Genomic DNA, 16,376 nt, shown 5'->3' with positions numbered 1-16,376 from the left:
TGGATCCGGGGGCAAGCCCGGGATGACGCCGCGGTTCAGAAGAAGCTCAGCCCACCCCAGCCCCTCAACGAAAAAGGGCGCCCTTGCGAGGCGCCCTTCCCGATCGGGTTTGATGCTCCGCCCTCACGCCTGAGGCTGCGGCTCCAGTCCGGCATCCGGCTCGCCGCGCTTGCGGCCCTTGCCGGCGCTCGGCACGGCCGAGCCACGCGGGGCGGAAGGCGTATCGTCGATATCGCGCGAGGGACGCTTGCCGGCGATCAGGTCGCGGATTTCCTCACCCGTCAGCGTCTCGAACTCGAGCAGCGCCTCGGCGACCGCCACGAACTGCTCGTGATGCTCGGTGAGGATCTTCTTGGCGTCCTGGTAGCCGTTGTCGACCAGCTTCTTGACCTCGGCGTCGATCTTCTGGGCCGTCGCCTCGGACACGCTCTGACTGCGCCCCATCGACATGCCCAGGAAGACCTCTTCCTGGTTGTCGCCATAGGCGACCATGCCGAGTTCGTCGGAATAGCCCATCTGGGTGACCATGGCCTTGGCCATCTTGGTCGCCTGCTGGATGTCGCCGGTGGCGCCCGACGTCACGTTCTCACGGCCGAAGGTCATCTCCTCCGCCACGCGCCCGCCCATGGCGACCGCGAGCTGCGAGGTGAACTCCTTGTACTTCATCGAGTAGCGGTCGCCCTCCGGCAGGAACTTGACCATGCCGAGCGCGCGACCGCGCGGGATGATCGTCGCCTTGTGGACCGGGATGCCGGCGGGGACATAAAGCCCGACGATGGCGTGGCCGGCCTCGTGATAGGCGGTGAGCTTCTTCTCCTCCTCGGACATCGCCATGGATTTGCGCTCGGCGCCCATCATGACCTTGTCCTTGGCGTCCTCGAACTCGGCATGGGTGACCATGCGCTTGCCGCGACGAGCCGCCAGCAGAGCCGCCTCGTTGACGAGGTTCATCAGGTCGGCGCCTGAGAAGCCGGGCGTGCCGCGGGCGAGGATCTTGAGGTCGACATCCGGCGCCATCGGCACCTTGCGGACATGGACCTTGAGGATCTTCTCGCGACCGGCGACGTCCGGATTCGGCACCACGATCTGGCGGTCGAAGCGGCCCGGACGCAGCAACGCGGGGTCGAGCACGTCGGGCCGGTTGGTGGCCGCGATGATGATGACGCCCTCGTTCGGCTCGAAGCCGTCCATCTCGACGAGGAGCTGGTTCAGCGTCTGCTCGCGCTCGTCATTGCCGCCGCCGAGACCGGCGCCGCGATGACGGCCGACCGCATCGATTTCGTCGATGAAGATGATGCAGGGCGAGTTCTTCTTGGCCTGCTCGAACATGTCGCGGACGCGGCTGGCGCCGACACCAACGAACATCTCGACGAAGTCCGAACCGGAGATCGTGAAGAACGGCACATTGGCCTCGCCCGCGACGGCACGCGCCGTCAGGGTCTTGCCGGTGCCGGGAGGGCCGACGAGCAGCACGCCGCGCGGGATTCGCCCGCCCAGCCGCTGGAACTTCTGCGGATCGCGCAGGAACTCGACGATCTCGGTCAGGTCTTCCTTGGCCTCGTCGATACCCGCGACATCCTCGAAGGTGACGCGGCCATGCGCCTCGGTCAGGAGCTTGGCCTTGGACTTGCCGAAGCCCATGGCGCGCCCGGCGCCGTTCTGCATCTGGCGGGACATGAAGATCCACAGGCCGATGAAGATGACGAAGGGCAGCGAATTGACCAGCAATGCCATGAACCACGGCGTGCCCTCGGCGGGAGCGCGGGCCGAGACCTGCACGCCCTTCTGGGCCAGCGTCTTGAGCAGTGCCGGATCGCCATAGGGCGCATAGGTCACGAAGCTGCGGCCGTCCGAGAAGGTGCCGGAAATTTCCTGCCCGGCGACGACGACGTTCGAGATCCGGCCCGCTTCAGACTCGTTGATCAGCTGGCTGTAAGGGATCTCGTTCGTGCTGGTGCGCTGGCTCGGGCTCTGGAACAGCGTGACGAGCGCCAGAACCAGCAGGAAAATCACCACCCACAGGGCGAAATTTCGAAAATTCGGATTCATCACCAGTCCGATCAGGCCTGCCGGACCAACCGGAAGAGGCCAGGAGTTTGCAAGTTCAAACTTGATTGCTCGACTAATCTAGGTGCGACGGGGGCCCTTGCCAAGGGAAACAGAGGAGTACCGCCACCCTATGGCGTCGCAGGGTGAACACCGCGTCTGCGCGGCCCTTCCTGCCTCAGAGTGAGGACTCCGTCGCTCCCCAGCGAAAGCACGCAGCCGGACAGGGTTCGGGTAACGCGACGCCCCGTCCTCAGGGCGTCGAGCAGCGCCTCGACGCAGGCCTCGAGCCGTTCCAGCCGGGGTGTGCCGCCGCTCTCGGCAGCGACCTTCTCCAGCGCCAGCCCGACAACGCGCAGCACGATCTCCTCGGGCTCGGCCGACAGCGCCGCGAACGGCAAACGCAGCACCGGCGCGACGCCGGCCAGCACGGGCAAGCGCAGTTCCAACAGCAGGGCCTCGGCACGCTGGGCCGCGGCAGCGTCCAGTCGCGCGATGCGCTGCGCCAGCAGCGCCAGGCGCTCCGCGCTCAAGCCTGCATCGGCGAGGTCTGGCATCAACGCCCGCCAGCGCGCCCGCTCGAAGCGCGCATCGGCATTGCTGGGGTCCGTGACGAAGGCGAGGCCCCGCGCCGCCTGCACGGTCGCCACGAGCCGCACCTTCGGCACGCCGAGCAGCGGGCGCACCAGCGTGATCGCCCCCTTGCGCACCCGAGCCCGCATCGCCGCAAGCCCCGACGGGCCGGAGCCGCGCGCCATCCGCATCAGCAGCGTCTCGGCCTGGTCGTCCTGCGTGTGTGCCGTGACCAGCGTGGCGCCGCCGAGCCGCTCCGCTTCGGCGGCCAGAAGCGCATAGCGGGCCGCGCGCGCCCGCTCCTGCAGGCCGGTGCCGGGCTTAGCCCCCTCCCAGCGCAGGATGCGGTGGGGAACACCGAGCCGGTCGCACAGGCAGGCGACGCCCTGCGCCTCCTCGCCCGAGGCGGCACGCAAGCCGTGGTCGACTGTCGCCGCATGAAGCACCGGGCGGCCCGGCTCCAGCGCCCATTCGGCGAGCAGAGCGAGCAAGGCCACCGAATCCGGCCCGCCGGAGACAGCAACGAGCAGCCTCGGCTCGGCCGCGAGGCCGGAAAACAGTTCGGCGGCCTCGCGGCCGCCGAGGGGGGGATGATCGCGGCTGATCTGGGGGACGGCGCTCAAGCGCAGCCCGAACGCCGCCGCTCGCGCTCGATGCCCTGCCGCACCGAATTCGGCGCCGACGGGTAATCGACCCCGACCTTGGCGTAGGTCGCGCAGGCCTGGTCCTTGGCGCCGAGACCGTTCAGGGCGATCCCGAGGCGCAGCAGGCTCTCGGGCGCCTTGGTCGATTTCGGCGCGTCGCTGCTGACCTTCAGGAACTGCTCGGCGGCTTCGCGATAGCGCTTGCGCTGGAGATAGCTCTCGCCCAGCCAATAGGTCGCGTCGATGGCGAGGCGGTCACGCGGATAGCTTTGCAGGAATTGCCGGAAGCCCATCTCGGCTTGTTCGTACTCCTTGCGCAGGATCGAGGCATAGGCGAGGTCATAGGCTTCCTTGGCAGTCGCCGGGCCGCTTGCGGCGGCCACGCTCGGTCCGCGTGGAGCGGTCTGGGGCAGCGCGCCCTGCGGCACGTTGCGCCCGACACCCTGCAGGTCGAGCGGCCCCTGGCCTGCGCCGCCCTCGGCGAACTCATCCTCGATGATCGCGCCGATGCTGCCATTGAGCGGGCGGGGAGCGCCGGCAGCCGCCTGCTGCTGGTTCGGATCGAAGGCATCGCTCCGCCGCTGCGGCTGCTGTGGCTGCGCCCGCGGCGCGGCACCGCCCTGCGGCGCGGCATTGCCGGGTGCGGCCGCCCCGCTCGAGCGTCCGCCGCCGCCGCGTTCGTTCAGGCGGAAATCGACGTCTTCCTGGAACTTGCGGAGCTGCTCGCTCAAGCGCCTGTTCTCGAACTGGAGCTGTTCGATCTGCCCCGAGAGCTGGCGGATCTGGTTCTCCATCCGCGAGGTCCGCACCACCAGATCGGCGGCATCCTGCGCCCGCACGGGCAGGCTCAGGCAGGACACCGCCGCCCCGAGCGCGAGAGCGGCGAGCCCGGAACGGACCCTGCGGTCGAGGCAAAACTGTCGGAGCATCATTCGAAAGACCGGGGTTGAACGTGAAGACGCGCCTATAACACGTGATGACCACGGCCAAAATATGAAAGGGCCGGCACCTTCCCAAAAGGAAGATGCCGGCCCTGGATCGTTCCGCAGCGACGTGTCAGACGCCGCCGGCGCCGTCGAGCACCGTCACGACGCGGCGGTTCTGCGACCAGCAGGAGATGTCGTTGCAGACCGCGACCGGGCGCTCCTTGCCGTAGGAGACGATGCGCATGCGGTTGCCCTGGATGCCGCGCGACGACAGATAGTCGCGCACCGTCTGGGCCCGGCGCGCCGAGAGCGAGAAATTGTATTCGCGGGTGCCGCGTTCGTCGGCATGGCCTTCGACCACGAAGGTGTAGCGCGGATAGCGCTGCAGCCAGGCCGACTGCTTGTCGAGAGTCGCGACTGCCGTCGGGGTCAGGTCGGTCGAATCGGTTTCGAAGAAGACGCGATCTCCGACATTGACGACGAAGTCCTGCGCGCTACCGGGCGTCGCGGCACCGCCGGCGCCGAAGCCGCCATCGGCGTTCTGGTCTTTGGCGCAGGCGCCGAGCGCCAGCGTGGCGGCGATTGCCGCGGCAAAACGGACGGCACGGCCAGCGGGGAAGAGGGTGGCGAACATGATGGACTCCGGGGCGTTCGATCGATGCGAGGCGCGTTTCACGGACGAGGTTGAAGGATCAAGGCAGCAAAGCACTTGAATGCATCAATGAAGCGTCAACCTAAACGAGACCTTGCCAGAACAAGGCGAAGTGGCGGCATTGCGGCATATGGTTAACCAATGATGATGAAAGGCATTTTGCCCGCCTTGCTGTTGCCGGGCCGCAACAGACGCCTCAGCCTGGGGCGGCACGTCGGCGAGCCGCCCGATCTGCAAGGCCCCTCCCCCGTCGATACTGCCGTGTGGCTCCCATCGCGCTCACGGGGGGGGAATCACCCGATATCCTCCGATTGAAGGATGCGCATCCGCAAAGCCTGCGTCAGCGTACCGTAAGGGCAACGGGACAGGCACGATGAAGAAACATCGCTCTATGTCGTACTACGCCAGGCGGGAAAAACTGCGCGGCATGCTCACCGACTCGAAGTCGCAAAGGAAGCGGAAGCGGGACACGCCTCAGCCGGCCAATGAGAACAGGCAGCTCACGGCCGAGGATGCGACGCGGGTCGACGGCGGACGGGCACCGACGCGAGCGGCACGCGACGATCAGGCTGAAGCGGACATCGGCACGGCCGGCACGTAGAAGCCACGGCGCCTACCCGATCAGCTTGAACCTCCTGCCGAAGCTCGGGCGATCCCGGACGGGACTTTCCGCCCGATCCGGAGCTGGCGGTCTCGGGATTGCTCGTTCAGGCCGTGTGGGGCGGCGCGATCGCCTGGAGAATCTTGGGCAGGATGCGGATGAGCAGCCTGATCGACTCGTCCGAGATCGGCACGCTGAGCGATCCCGCACCCAGCTCGCCACCACCAAGAGCAAGGATCCCGAATTCGAGGGTCTCATTCACGGTGGCCGAGACCTGGTCGACCAGGATATCCGCTTCCACGCGTGCAAAGTTCTCACGACTCGCTTCGACGGCCGCAGCCGTGCCTGCCGTGAGCAACAGCGACAGCGCCATTCGCTTGAGATCGGCTGACTTCATCTGGAAGAGGAGATCTTCTCCCGCGGCCGTTCGCAGGCCGAAGCCGACATAGTTCTTGGTGATCTTGAAGCCCTTGTGTTCGACCACGACAGTCGCGTCGCGCCAGTTGTATGACATTGTCAGCGCCCCCCCAGGGCTGCCGCTTGGGCTCATCAGTTGTCGTTGTCAGCGAAGGCGTCGGGCTCGTCCGAAACAGCGGCCGTGAGCCGCTCGCGCAAGCTTTTTATCGTTCCCAGACGGGCTCCGCATGCCGAGCAGACGAGCTCGGTGCCGTCGTGGGTCCATCCAGGCATTTGGATTGACGCGTCGCTGCAGGCGTCGCAGCGGAGCGCGTTCGCGTCGGATTCCATGCGGCCCCCCCAGGCGCATTTGGTTGTCCTAGCAAGGATTGCACCATCCGACGAAGAAATGATCAAGAGGACGCAGTTGCCTGGCTCGCGCCCCTGTCGAAGGTCGTTCATCAACGTCGTGCCGGCGTCTGGACCGGCGCGCTGAGCCGGAACGCCATCATCCAGCACTGCGGCGGGTCCGGCGCCCCTCCGACTGGGCTGCTTCCGTCAAGCCGAGACGAGGCTCATGGCCTCACTTGTCAGTTGGGCTGGCGATCACGGGAGCACAAATATTGGGACACGGCATGCTCCAGTGAGGCCCGTTCGCGGCCCAACGAGGACAATTCGGCAGCCTTCTCCAGCGAGCGCAACCGCGCCACCGCCTCCCTGAACTGATCGGGGTTGGTGATGGCAAAGTCCACGCATTGCATGTGGTGATCAGGGTTTTTGCGCATGGGAGGCATCCTCCTCATTCCGCAGTCTCTGCCCGCCCGGTCGCCACGCAACGTCAAATGACAGACAGCGTTCAGTTTTGCATGTCGAGTGGTCTTCGTTCATCTTCGATGACGCCTGCTCGAAGCGCGATGAGAGCGACTGCAGTATTCACGGCTTGGGCGAGTTCGCCGACTGTCTGCGCTGCGGCAGCAGCGCGCATTTTAACATATCGCAGACGATTGGAGGCGTCGTTCGTCCCGCCTTGTTCTTCCAGCCAGGCGAGGAAGTCATCGGTCCGTATCGCGATGATCTGAAGGGCCTGACCACGTGCCGGGAAATCCCTGGCGACAGCCGATGCCTTCTCGTACCAGACATCGTAATCGGCCGTCATATCGGCGCGGTCTGCCGCAAGCTCAAGGAGCCGGTAGAAGTCCGGTCGTCCATAACATGGCGACTGAGTACGCGTTCATTGAGGGATTCAAGGTTTTCGCCAATCGTCCGCGCGCGGTGCGGAAACTGAGATGGCTAACCGCCCAAGCGGGGGTAGTCGGCAGAAATACAGCAGGCGCCCGCAATCTGGCGGCGTCTATGCCCAATACTGCACATTAGCGCGGATAGTGAGCAGTTGCCTCGGCTAGTCGAGCAAGCACGGCTGATCGCGCTTTCGCTCGCCCGGGTTTAGCCAGCAGCTTCAGGCTGCCGCTTGCGCTTGTCAGTTGTCGTTGTCCGCGAAGTCGGCCGGTTCGTCCGAAATTGCGGCCGTGAGCAGTTCCCGCAAACCTTTGATGGTTCCCACGGGCTCTCCGCATCCCGTGCAGAAGATCTCGGCGTCGTCGTGGGGCCATTCCGGCATTCGGACGGTTGCGTCACCACAGCCATCGCAACGGAGCGTGCTCGTGTTGGATTCCATGCTGCCCCCCCAGGCGCATTGGTTGTCCTAGCAAGGATTGCACCACCCGACGAGCAAATGATCAAGCGAACCGGCCAAGTTGTGCACAGTTGTCGAACAGCCATGGGGCTGTCGGCGTTCACGCGCCTCGGCGACGCGTTGCAGGGCTTTCAAGTCCGCTTCGGTCTCTCGTTGAACTTCGGTCTCCCGTTGAACGACGTACGCGTCCCCCTGCCATTTGACCGTTGGTTCATGGCCATCTTGTCACTCGGCCTTAGCTGTAGAAGATGTGCCGGCCGATTACGTCCATCTTCTTCAGCTTCTTCGCCCAGCTCGGCTGGACGTAGTCGGCATGGTAATGCGTGGCGACACCCACCTCCGCCAGGTAGATCCTGCCCTCGTAGACGTCGCGCGCGATGCGCACCGCCACCTCCCAGGACCTGGTCTCGGTGATGCGCAGCGCCTTTCCCTCGCAGGCGAATGTGAACTGGCAGGCGAGCCTGCGGTGGCGGTTCTGATAGACGACGCCGCAGACCGTCCCCGGATAGACCCCGCTCTTGACCCGGTTGAGCACAACCTGGGCGACCGCGGCGCGCCCGTCTTCCGGCTCGGAGCGAGCCTCGAAATAGACCGCTTCGGCCAGGCAGCGCTGTTCGCGCACGATGTGCTCGGGCTTGATCAGCCCGATATAGGTCAGCCGCGGCTTCGGGGCGTTCTCGCGCTCGGTCCTGATCTCAGGCAGCGTCTCGCGAGCGTCGACGCCGGCAGTGGGTTCGGTCTCGGCCGGGGCCGCGTTTTGCACGGGCGGGGTCGCAGGGGTCACGCCATCGCCGGCAGGCAGCGCCGCGTCCTGGGACCGCGCATCGTCGCGCAGGGTGGGGTCGGAGCGTCCCTCTTCATGCAGATCGAGCTCGAGGCCGGGTGCGCTCTGCGGCTGGAGCCCGCCGCGGATCGCATCGGGGGAGAAGCTGGCCGTGATCAACCCCGGCAGGTCGTCGGTGTTGCCGAGATCGGCGATGTCCTCGCCATCGATGCCGCTGGTAGGAACGGCTTTCCGCTTCTTGGCCGATGCATCGCCGCCGATCCCGATGGGAGCATGCGCAAGGGTGTGCGAGGTTGATGGTGTGGATTTCGCGGGCAGCACGGCAAAGGCCGTGAGCGCGAGCAGCGCCGCCTGGGCGTTGCGCTTCATGGGGTCTACTCCGGGGCAAGGGTCAGGCCGAGCAATCGCGGCGCCGGTCGACCGGCGGCAGCATCGGTGGCTCTTTCGACGGGGTCTTATTTTGAGGGATGGGTGAGTTCGGTGGGGGCTAGCGCTCCACCAGAGGCGCGTTTTCGTGCGTCGGCGCGCGGGAAAGCCCCGCATGGGCCACGAAAACCAGGCAATCCGCAGCCGATGCCAGGCTCCGTAGTGCAGGCATTGTCGCTAGATTTTCAGCGACCCGGGGAGCGATCAATCGATCGCCGACCGCGGGGCCGGGCAGCGTCAACGGAGACAATGCCTTGATCGCAAGCGCGCGATCCGCGGATGTTTGAAGTCGAATTTAATTTTTAAGCTGACTGGATTTCTGATGTTACTTAACGTCAACGATTCTCTTGCTCCGCATCGTCGAATTTGCGCGTCACTCGACATGCGATATGGTTAATGACTTCGGCATCTTTGTGACCTGATCTGTCAATCAATGAGGCGCCCGCTCTTGCCGCTTGCACGGCGGGGACTGCCGCATCGCCCGCGCCGATTCGAAATGGGTCATTTCGGCAGGAGATTGGCCGGACCAATGCGGGACAGCCCGTCAGCGCCACGGAAAAGGCGTGCAAATCCGCCGTTTCGGCGGGTGGCCCCTGCCGCACAATCAGAAAAGCCGCCCGGCGATGGCCGGACGGCTTCTGGACAAATTCAGACCGGCGGCTGCTTCAGCGCGCGCCGCTCAGCAGCGGCGACCAGGTCGGGTCCGAGGCAAAGGCCGGCGTCGGCACCGGCACCTCGACGCGGCCGGTGATGTCGACCATGTAGAGCTTGCCGCCGGACTGTCCGCCGGGGTCGCGGAAGAACATGATGTACTGGCCGTTCGGCGCCCAGTTCGGCGCCTCGTTGTGGAAGCCCTCGGTCAGCAGGCGCTCCCCCGAACCATCCGCCCGCATCACGCCGATGGCGAAGCCGCCGGCGCCGCGCTTGGTGAAGGCGATCAGGTCTCCGCGCGGCGACCAGGTCGGCTGCGAGTAGGAGCCCGAGCCAAAGGACAGACGCTTGCCCTCGCCGCCGCCGGCGCTCATCACATAGAGCTGCTGCGAACCGCCGCGATCGCTCTCGAAGACGATCTGCGTCCCGTCCGGCGAATAGGACGGCGAGGTGTCGATCGCCCCCGTCGAGGTCAGGCGCATCGTCGTGCGCGAGCCGATGTCGATGGCATAGAGGTTGGCATTGCCGCCCTGCTGGAGGCTGAGCGCGATGCGTCCGCCATTGGGCGAGAAGCGCGGGCTCGAGGTCATGTCGGGGAAGTTGCCGACGATCTGGCGCTGTCCGGTCTCGATGTTCAGCACATGCACGCGCGGCTGCTCGCCCGTGCGCTGCGACATGTAGGTCACTTCCTGCGACACCGGCGAATAGCGCGGCGTCACCACCGAGACGTCGCCATTCGTCAGATAGCGCACATTGGCGCCATCCTGGTCCATGATGGCGAGCCGCTTGCGACGGTTCTCCTTCGGCCCGGATTCGTCGACGAAGACGACGCGCGTATCGAAGAAGCCGCTGACGCCGGTGATCTTGGTGTAGATCGCATCGGAGATGATGTGGCCGACGCGGCGGGCGTTGTTCGGGTCGGTGAAATATTGCTGGCCATCGGTCTGCGTGCCGGTGGTCACGTCCCAGAGCCGGAACTCGGCCTTGATCCGGCCCGAGCCGTCGCGCGAGACGCGGCCTGTCACCAGCGCCTGCACGCCCGAAGCCTTCCAGGCGCCGAATTCGGGTACGGCGTCGAAGGGCGGATTCTTGTCGGGATGCCGCGCCTTGTCGATCGGCGCGAAATAGCCCGAGCGCTTGAGGTTGTTGGTGATAACGCCCGAGACCAGGATTCCGCCTTCGCCGCCGAAATCGGCGATGGCGATCGGCAGCGGCTGGAAGGAGCCACCGCGCAGGTCGATCACGAGCTCGGCCCGGGCGGCCGCAGGCACCAGAGACACGGCTGCGGGAACGAGCAGCGACGCGCCGGCCAGGGCAAGCATCCGGCGGCGCGTCGGCGCAGCCGGAATGAGGGGAAGAGAACTACGGTCGATCAGGGTCACAGCACGTCCCTTGCGTCGAAATTGACGACGACATCGCGCCAGTCGTCATAATAGGCGGCGAATTGAGCCGGAATGCGCAAAGGCGCGCAGCGGCGGGTTGCGGTCAGGGCCGAGCTGGCTGCGACCGCGAAAAGCGGATCGGATGAGGAATTCACGACGCCGGGCTGGCCGAGGAGCGAGCCATCGGCGTTCAGCTTCATCCGGACCTGCGGCACGACGGCGCCTCGCGCATTGGCTAGCGCGATCGGCACGTTCCAGCACTTCATCAGCTGGTCCTGGATGATGCCGATCAACTGGCCGCGCAGCGAAGGGCTGAGCTTCTGCGATGCGCCGCGCTCCGTCCCGAGCGATGCCGTGCGGTTGACCTGCGGCGCGGCCGCGCCCGTGGACTGGGCCTGCTCCTTCGACTGCAGCAGCTTGGAGATGTCGTTCGGATTGAAGTTCTTGGCGATCTCGGCCTCGCGCTTGGCCTTGGCCTCAGCCTCCTGCTTGGCCTTGGCGGCGGCGGCGATCTTGGCCTTCGCCTCGGCCTCGGCCTTCGCCTTGGCGGCGGCTTCCGCCTTCTCCTTGGCTTCCTGCTCTGCCTCCGCCTTGGCCAGCGCTTCCGCCTTGGCCTTCGCCTGGGCCTCGGCCCGTGCCTTGGCTTCGGCTTCCGATTTCGCCTTGGCAGCGGCTTTCGCCGCCTCCTCGGCCTGCTTGGCCTTGGAAGCCAGCTCGGCCTCCTCCGCGAGCTTGGCCAGTTCCTCGCGCTTCTGCTCGGCGAGCTCGGCTGCGCTCGGGCCGGCCTTCTGCGGCTGCTTCACCGGCTCGGGCGGCTTCGTCTCCGGCTTCGGCAGGTTGGCAGCGCGCGAGGGCGGCAGCGGCGCGGCGGCGTTGTCGTCGGCAGTCTTGAGCTCGACCGGACGCGTCGGCGGCGCGGGCGCGTCCTGCTTGGCCTCGCCCTCCTCCTTGCGCTCGACGATCTCAGACTTGCGCTCGGCCCGCGGGGTCGGCTGCTCCTGGACCTTCTCGGCCTTGCGCTCGCCGCGCGTGACCTGGTTCAGCGCGCTGGCATCGACCATCTCGACCGCAATCGCCTCCTCGTTCTCCGGCAGCGGCGCAGCCGATGAGAACGCAAGCAGCCCCACGACGAGGAACGTCGCGTGGCCGAGCGCCGACATCACCATGCCTGGTTCGGAGGTCGATAGCTTCACGACCGAAAAACCCTCGCCATATCCGTCGTCACTTCGTCGCCGGCTCGGTGACCAGCGCGACACGCTTGAAGCCCGCCGAGGTGATCGTCGACATCACCGAGGCGACCCGGCCGTAATCGACCATGCGATCGCCGCGCACATAGATCCGCTCGTCGAAGCCCTGCTTCGCCAGGCCGTGCAATTTCGTCACCAGATCGGGTTCCAGCGTCGGCTGGTCCTGCAGGAAGATCTGGCCCTTGCCGTCGATCGCGATGGTGATCGGTTTCTGGTCGACATTGATCGGCTTGGCGCCGGTCTGCGGCAGGTCGAGCGGCACGCCGGTCGCGATCAGCGGCGCCGCGACCATGAAGATGATCAGCAACACCAGCATGACGTCGATGAACGGCGTCATGTTGATCTCGGCGATGGCTCCGTGCCTGCGGCCGCGCCGGCCGCGCCGTCCCCCGGCCTTGGCGCCGGATGCTGCGGACATGCCCATCTCAGCGCTCCCTCAGGCCGCCAGCCGTTCGTCGATCTGCCGCGACAGGATCGCGGAGAATTCATCGGCGAAGGCCTCGAGGCGGCTCGAGGACTTGGCAACCTCGGCCTGGAGCTTGTTGTAGGCCATCAGCGCCGGAATCGCGGCGAAGAGCCCGATCGCGGTCGCAAACAGCGCCTCGGCAATGCCCGGCGCCACCACGGCAAGCGACGAATTCTTGGAGACCGCGATCGCGGTGAAGGAGTTCATGATGCCCCAGACCGTACCGAACAGGCCGATGAAGGGCGCCGCCGACGCGATCGTCGACAGCACCAGAAGCTTGGACTCCAGCCGTTCGGTCTCGCGCTGGATCGTGACGTCGAGCACCTTGTCGATGCGCTGCGACAGACTCGCGACCGAACGCCCGCCATTCTCGAAGGAGCGCTTCCATTCCCGCATCGCCGCGACGAAGACGGCCGACATGTCGGAAACCGGCTTGGCGGCGAGCTCGCGGTAGAGTTCTTCCAGCGAGCGGCCGGACCAGAACACCTCCTCGAAGGCATCCATCTCCTTACGCGTGCGCCGGTAGAGCAGCGTCTTGTCGATGATGATCGACCAGCACCAGACCGAAGCTGCCAGCAGACCCAGCATCACGAGTTTCACGACGATGTGAGCGTGCCAGAACAGGGTCCAGAACGACATGTCGATCTGTGGCGCGGCCTGCGCGACGTCGGCGGGGTTCATCCTGTCTTCCTTTTGCCCTGGCGGTTCGAGCCGGTTTCCCGGACAACGCCTCGCCATACGCGTCGCGGGTGACCCCACGACGCCGCCCGATTCTGCGATCCGGGGAATGCCGTATCCGTCAATCGCCTTTGAATCCGGCGAAAGATGGGCCGAAACGGGGTTTCCTGCGAAACGCATGCTCGCGTTCGAGTTAAGCCTCCAGCAAGGTTAATGCCGGGTATACGCAGGCGCTTTCGCGATGCCGCATGACGGGGCCGCAATGCGAAACACCCGCCCCGGTTTCCCGGAGCGGGTGTCGTTCTCGCCAGGCTTTCGCCGTGTGCTGCTTATGCCGCGTCGGGCGTGGCCGGGGGCTGTTGCGGCTGAGCGCGGCGGTCGGCCATGAACTGGTCGAACTCGGCCTTGTCGCGGGCCATGCGCAGGCGGCCCAGGAAATCCTGGAACTCGCGCTGCTCGTCCTCGAGCCGGCGCAACGTCTCCTGGCGGTACTCGTCGAAGGCGCGGTTGCCGCTCGAGGGTGCGCGGTGCCAGCCGCCCCCGCCGAAGCCACCGAAACCGCCTTCGCGGCCCGCCATCCGCTCGCGCAGACGCTCCATCTTGCCCTGCAGGCGGTTCATCCTGTGTTCGTAGCGGTCAGCGCCAAATCCACAACCCATGCGTCCACTCCAGAAAAGAAAGGCCAGGGTCGCCAGACCCAGCGGCCAGAAGACGATGAAGCCGAGAACCGCGAAGGCGATCCAGGCTCCCTTCCCATATTCATCGAGCTTCTCGACAATCGGCATCGTTCCCTCACCGTGACAAAGCGTGAATGTAAATCACATTTACATAGATGGCCCCGACAGGTCCGTTTGTCAAGCTCCGGCCATGGCGTTGCGTCAGTCGCGCGGTGTCGGGCGCTCGCCGGGGCCGAGGCCGAGGCCCTGCAGATAGATCAGCATGCCGGCCTCGAGCAGCTCGGCCGCCGACATCGGCAATGGCCTGCGGCCGCCATCAGCCCGGCCGAACAGCGCAGCCACGCCATGCGACATCGACCAGACATGCAAGGCCATCATCAGCGCCGGAGGGCGTTTTCCTGGCGACAAAAGCGCGATCAGCGCCTCCGATGCGCCGCGCAGGTTCTGGAAGGCGCGGTCGGCCGCAGCGCGCAGCTCAGGACTGGCGTCGAGCGACACCCCCGCCTCGAACATCGCCGAGTAATAGGCCGGCTCGTCATGGGCGAAGGCGAGATAGGCCCGTCCCAGCCGGTGGAAGGCCGTCTCGGGATCGGGCCGGCCTTGGTCCCAGGCCCGCGCCAGCGTCGCCTCGAACACGACGAAGCCTCGCGTCGCGACATCGGCCAGCAACTCGTCGCGATCGCGGAAATGCCTGTAAGGGGCAGCCGGGCTCACGCCCGCGAGCCGCGCGGCCTCAGCAAAGGTGAAGCCGTTCGGCCCCTTCTCGCCGATCAGCCCCATCGCAGCACGCACCAGCTCCTCCTTGAGGTTGCCATGGTGATAGCCGCGCGGCGGCTGCTCGGGCTTGTCGCGTTTCCAGCTCATGTGAAGAGCGCTAACATGGCGTCCTGCGGCCGTCGACCGCTTCGCCGCTCAGTCCGGCATGCCCAGCCGCAAGCGCAGGCCGTCAGGGATGCGCCGCGCCCGCCCGCCGCCGACGCATGCGACCTTCACATTCGCCGTGACCAGCACCTCCTCACCACGCAGGACGCGCTGTTCGACATCCATCGTCGCCCCCCGCGCCGCCACCGAGCGCGTCTCGATCGTCAGCATGTCGTCCATCACGGCCGGGCGCAGGAACTCGATCTGCATGCTCCGGACGGCGAAGCCGAGGGCGGTGTCGCCGTCGAACAATTCGCGCTGCTCGACGCCGAGCGCGCGGATCAGTTCGGTGCGCCCGCGCTCCATGAAGCGCAGATAGGAGGCGTGATAGACGACGCCGGAGAAGTCGGTGTCCTCGTAGTAGACGCGGACGGGGATCTGGTGGACCTTGCTCATCGCGCCGGAATAATCGCGACAGCCGCAGCAGGCAAATGCGCAAGACAAGCGGCACCCGGCGGAGATGAAGCGGGGCGGGGCAACACAGGAGACGCATATGTCGCTATCGGCAAAGGCTTTGGAGCGCCTGCTCGACAAGACGGAATTCGATCTCGTCGCCCGGACCCGCAGGGGCAAGCTCGCCGACGAAAAGGATGAGCAACTGCGCGACCTCGCCCGCACGCTGCGCGACCGACGCGACAAGGCCCGCACCGTCGCCCGGCAGCAGCGCCGCGAGTTCCGCGGCAAGGTGCCGCCGCAGGGCACGCGCCCGGCCTCCGACAACACGGGGACCAAGGCCAAGGCCGATGCCCTGACGGTGGCGCTGAAGCGTGTCGGCGCCGAGCAGACCCGCCGTGCCGAGAAGCTGCGCGCGCCGAGCCAGCGCAGCATCGCGCGCAAGGCACTCGCCCTGAAGCAGCGTCAGAGCGCCGCGGAACGGCCGAAGAGCCGCACCGCCGACAAGGGCATGAAATCGCTCCCGACCCGCAAGACAGCGAAATCGGGCGCGCTCGACCATGCCGGCCAGCGCTCGGCGATGCACCGGTCGAAATTCGCGAGGTGAGTTAGCCGCCCCCGGGAAAGGCCCTGCAAGCTCAGCGCTTGCAGGGCTTGTTCATGAAGGAGCCGCATTCATAAGGCTGCGACAGCGCCTCGCGCACCGGATAGTCCTTGCCGTCGATCCGGTTGATGATGTCGTCGATGCGCCAGGCGCCGCCTTCCTCGACCATCCGGAAGCGCACGCTGACCGGCTGCCTGAAGCTGCGGAACGCGGCGGTCACCAGCGCTCGTCCGTTGGCGGGCGCCTCCGTGACCGTCACGCGCAGGCTCTTGATCTCGCCATCCTGCCCGCTGAGGAAGGGATCGGCGCCGAGATTGCCCATCTCGCCGGCTTCCTGCTGATAAAGGTCGTCGCGCGCGAAAAGCGCCGCCAACGCCTTGCTCATCAGCCTGTCGCGATGCGGCGGCTGCCAGGGCGCCGACACCGGCTTGGAGCCGGCGGACGCGAGTTGCTTGGCGGTGATGGCATAGGCCGCGCGGATCGGAGCCTCCGGACCGGGCTCGGCCGCCTGCACCGACGGCGCGCCGAGCAGGAGAGCGCCCACCGTTGCCCCGATCATCGCGATCGATCCCTTCATCGCCACACCTCGATCCATGCCCTCATCCCTCCCACGAGG

19 protein-coding genes are annotated in these 16,376 nt (G+C 66.4%); 2 read left to right on the top strand and 17 right to left on the bottom strand.

The window, feature by feature from the left end; translation table 11 throughout:
• Positions 1-123 precede the first annotated feature (123 nt).
• From ftsH to pal, 4 genes are all read right to left on the bottom strand, one after another.
• The gene (ftsH, locus tag VGN82_RS03495; RefSeq protein ID WP_327525597.1) at positions 124-2,049 is read right to left on the bottom strand and encodes an ATP-dependent zinc metalloprotease FtsH; all 1,926 of its coding nucleotides are present in this window, start codon (positions 2,047-2,049) and stop codon (positions 124-126) included.
• A gap of 128 nt (positions 2,050-2,177) precedes the next feature.
• Positions 2,178-3,242, bottom strand: coding sequence for a tRNA lysidine(34) synthetase TilS (gene tilS, locus VGN82_RS03490; protein ID WP_327525596.1), 1,065 nt, complete (start codon positions 3,240-3,242; stop codon positions 2,178-2,180).
• Complete coding sequence (gene ybgF, locus VGN82_RS03485) at positions 3,239-4,192, bottom strand: tol-pal system protein YbgF (RefSeq protein WP_327525595.1); 954 nt, start codon at positions 4,190-4,192, stop codon at positions 3,239-3,241. Before ybgF ends, tilS begins: the two co-directional genes overlap by 4 nt.
• A gap of 127 nt (positions 4,193-4,319) precedes the next feature.
• Entirely contained in the window at positions 4,320-4,823 is a 504-nt protein-coding gene (pal, locus tag VGN82_RS03480; protein WP_327525594.1) for a peptidoglycan-associated lipoprotein Pal, read from the bottom strand.
• Positions 4,824-5,214: 391 nt separating this feature from the next.
• On the opposite strand from pal, the gene VGN82_RS03475 reads away from it, so the two are divergent.
• Positions 5,215-5,442, top strand: coding sequence for a hypothetical protein (locus VGN82_RS03475; RefSeq protein WP_327525593.1), 228 nt, complete (start codon positions 5,215-5,217; stop codon positions 5,440-5,442).
• A gap of 106 nt (positions 5,443-5,548) precedes the next feature.
• Here the strand turns inward: VGN82_RS03475 and VGN82_RS03470 are convergent, their stop codons facing one another.
• The 12 genes from VGN82_RS03470 to ybgC form a co-directional block, all read right to left on the bottom strand.
• On the bottom strand, positions 5,549-5,956 hold the full coding sequence (locus VGN82_RS03470; protein WP_327525592.1) for a hypothetical protein: 408 nt from the start codon (positions 5,954-5,956) through the stop codon (positions 5,549-5,551).
• A 472-nt stretch (positions 5,957-6,428) separates the two neighbouring features.
• On the bottom strand, positions 6,429-6,623 hold the full coding sequence (locus VGN82_RS03465; protein WP_327525591.1) for a hypothetical protein: 195 nt from the start codon (positions 6,621-6,623) through the stop codon (positions 6,429-6,431).
• A 71-nt stretch (positions 6,624-6,694) separates the two neighbouring features.
• A complete protein-coding gene (locus VGN82_RS03460) occupies positions 6,695-6,994 on the bottom strand; it encodes a hypothetical protein (RefSeq protein ID WP_327525590.1) in 300 nt (99 codons plus the stop codon).
• Between the two features lie 321 nt (positions 6,995-7,315).
• Positions 7,316-7,513, bottom strand: coding sequence for a hypothetical protein (locus VGN82_RS03455; RefSeq protein ID WP_327525589.1), 198 nt, complete (start codon positions 7,511-7,513; stop codon positions 7,316-7,318).
• A 253-nt stretch (positions 7,514-7,766) separates the two neighbouring features.
• Complete coding sequence (locus VGN82_RS26445; protein WP_414644190.1) at positions 7,767-8,684, bottom strand: cell wall hydrolase; 918 nt, start codon at positions 8,682-8,684, stop codon at positions 7,767-7,769.
• Between the two features lie 722 nt (positions 8,685-9,406).
• Positions 9,407-10,714, bottom strand: a complete 1,308-nt coding sequence (gene tolB, locus VGN82_RS03445) for a Tol-Pal system beta propeller repeat protein TolB (RefSeq protein ID WP_327525588.1) — start codon at positions 10,712-10,714, stop codon at positions 9,407-9,409.
• Positions 10,715-10,770: 56 nt separating this feature from the next.
• The gene (gene tolA / locus VGN82_RS03440) at positions 10,771-11,967 is read right to left on the bottom strand and encodes a cell envelope integrity protein TolA (RefSeq protein ID WP_327525587.1); all 1,197 of its coding nucleotides are present in this window, start codon (positions 11,965-11,967) and stop codon (positions 10,771-10,773) included.
• A 28-nt stretch (positions 11,968-11,995) separates the two neighbouring features.
• Entirely contained in the window at positions 11,996-12,445 is a 450-nt protein-coding gene (locus VGN82_RS03435; RefSeq protein ID WP_327525586.1) for an ExbD/TolR family protein, read from the bottom strand.
• Between the two features lie 12 nt (positions 12,446-12,457).
• Entirely contained in the window at positions 12,458-13,168 is a 711-nt protein-coding gene (tolQ, locus tag VGN82_RS03430; RefSeq protein WP_327525585.1) for a protein TolQ, read from the bottom strand.
• A 326-nt stretch (positions 13,169-13,494) separates the two neighbouring features.
• Complete coding sequence (locus VGN82_RS03425) at positions 13,495-13,950, bottom strand: DUF2852 domain-containing protein (protein WP_327525584.1); 456 nt, start codon at positions 13,948-13,950, stop codon at positions 13,495-13,497.
• A gap of 93 nt (positions 13,951-14,043) precedes the next feature.
• A complete protein-coding gene (locus tag VGN82_RS03420) occupies positions 14,044-14,706 on the bottom strand; it encodes a TetR/AcrR family transcriptional regulator (protein WP_327525583.1) in 663 nt (220 codons plus the stop codon).
• 48 nt (positions 14,707-14,754) lie between these two features.
• A complete protein-coding gene (ybgC, locus tag VGN82_RS03415) occupies positions 14,755-15,159 on the bottom strand; it encodes a tol-pal system-associated acyl-CoA thioesterase (RefSeq protein ID WP_327525582.1) in 405 nt (134 codons plus the stop codon).
• Between the two features lie 97 nt (positions 15,160-15,256).
• On the opposite strand from ybgC, the gene VGN82_RS03410 reads away from it, so the two are divergent.
• On the top strand, positions 15,257-15,763 hold the full coding sequence (locus tag VGN82_RS03410) for a hypothetical protein (RefSeq protein ID WP_327525581.1): 507 nt from the start codon (positions 15,257-15,259) through the stop codon (positions 15,761-15,763).
• A gap of 31 nt (positions 15,764-15,794) precedes the next feature.
• On the opposite strand, the gene VGN82_RS03405 is transcribed toward VGN82_RS03410, so the two are convergent.
• Positions 15,795-16,337 (bottom strand): DUF3828 domain-containing protein, encoded by a 543-nt coding sequence (locus VGN82_RS03405; protein ID WP_327525580.1) that lies wholly within the window; start codon positions 16,335-16,337, stop codon positions 15,795-15,797.
• Positions 16,338-16,376 lie beyond the last annotated feature (39 nt).

Origin of the sequence: Allobosea sp. (genome assembly GCF_035999205.1) — a bacterium.
In the GTDB taxonomy this organism is placed as follows: Bacteria; Pseudomonadota; Alphaproteobacteria; order Rhizobiales; family Beijerinckiaceae; genus Allobosea.
This window is presented reverse-complemented; position numbering and strand designations above follow the sequence as displayed.

Coding starts and splice junctions, on each gene's coding strand:
- ybgC (WP_327525582.1), bottom strand. CDS start 15,159: ATGAGCAAGGTCCACCAGATCCCCGTCCGCGTCTACTACGAGGACACC.
- VGN82_RS03455 (WP_327525589.1), bottom strand. CDS start 7,513: ATGGAATCCAACACGAGCACGCTCCGTTGCGATGGCTGTGGTGACGCA.
- VGN82_RS03420 (WP_327525583.1), bottom strand. CDS start 14,706: ATGAGCTGGAAACGCGACAAGCCCGAGCAGCCGCCGCGCGGCTATCAC.
- ftsH (WP_327525597.1), bottom strand. CDS start 2,049: ATGAATCCGAATTTTCGAAATTTCGCCCTGTGGGTGGTGATTTTCCTG.
- VGN82_RS03475 (WP_327525593.1), top strand. CDS start 5,215: ATGAAGAAACATCGCTCTATGTCGTACTACGCCAGGCGGGAAAAACTG.
- VGN82_RS03425 (WP_327525584.1), bottom strand. CDS start 13,950: ATGCCGATTGTCGAGAAGCTCGATGAATATGGGAAGGGAGCCTGGATC.
- VGN82_RS03465 (WP_327525591.1), bottom strand. CDS start 6,623: ATGCGCAAAAACCCTGATCACCACATGCAATGCGTGGACTTTGCCATC.
- pal (WP_327525594.1), bottom strand. CDS start 4,823: ATGTTCGCCACCCTCTTCCCCGCTGGCCGTGCCGTCCGTTTTGCCGCG.
- tolB (WP_327525588.1), bottom strand. CDS start 10,714: ATGCTTGCCCTGGCCGGCGCGTCGCTGCTCGTTCCCGCAGCCGTGTCT.
- VGN82_RS03470 (WP_327525592.1), bottom strand. CDS start 5,956: ATGTCATACAACTGGCGCGACGCGACTGTCGTGGTCGAACACAAGGGC.
- ybgF (WP_327525595.1), bottom strand. CDS start 4,192: ATGCTCCGACAGTTTTGCCTCGACCGCAGGGTCCGTTCCGGGCTCGCC.
- VGN82_RS26445 (WP_414644190.1), bottom strand. CDS start 8,684: ATGAAGCGCAACGCCCAGGCGGCGCTGCTCGCGCTCACGGCCTTTGCC.
- VGN82_RS03410 (WP_327525581.1), top strand. CDS start 15,257: ATGTCGCTATCGGCAAAGGCTTTGGAGCGCCTGCTCGACAAGACGGAA.
- VGN82_RS03435 (WP_327525586.1), bottom strand. CDS start 12,445: ATGGGCATGTCCGCAGCATCCGGCGCCAAGGCCGGGGGACGGCGCGGC.
- VGN82_RS03405 (WP_327525580.1), bottom strand. CDS start 16,337: ATGAAGGGATCGATCGCGATGATCGGGGCAACGGTGGGCGCTCTCCTG.
- tolQ (WP_327525585.1), bottom strand. CDS start 13,168: ATGAACCCCGCCGACGTCGCGCAGGCCGCGCCACAGATCGACATGTCG.
- VGN82_RS03460 (WP_327525590.1), bottom strand. CDS start 6,994: ATGACGGCCGATTACGATGTCTGGTACGAGAAGGCATCGGCTGTCGCC.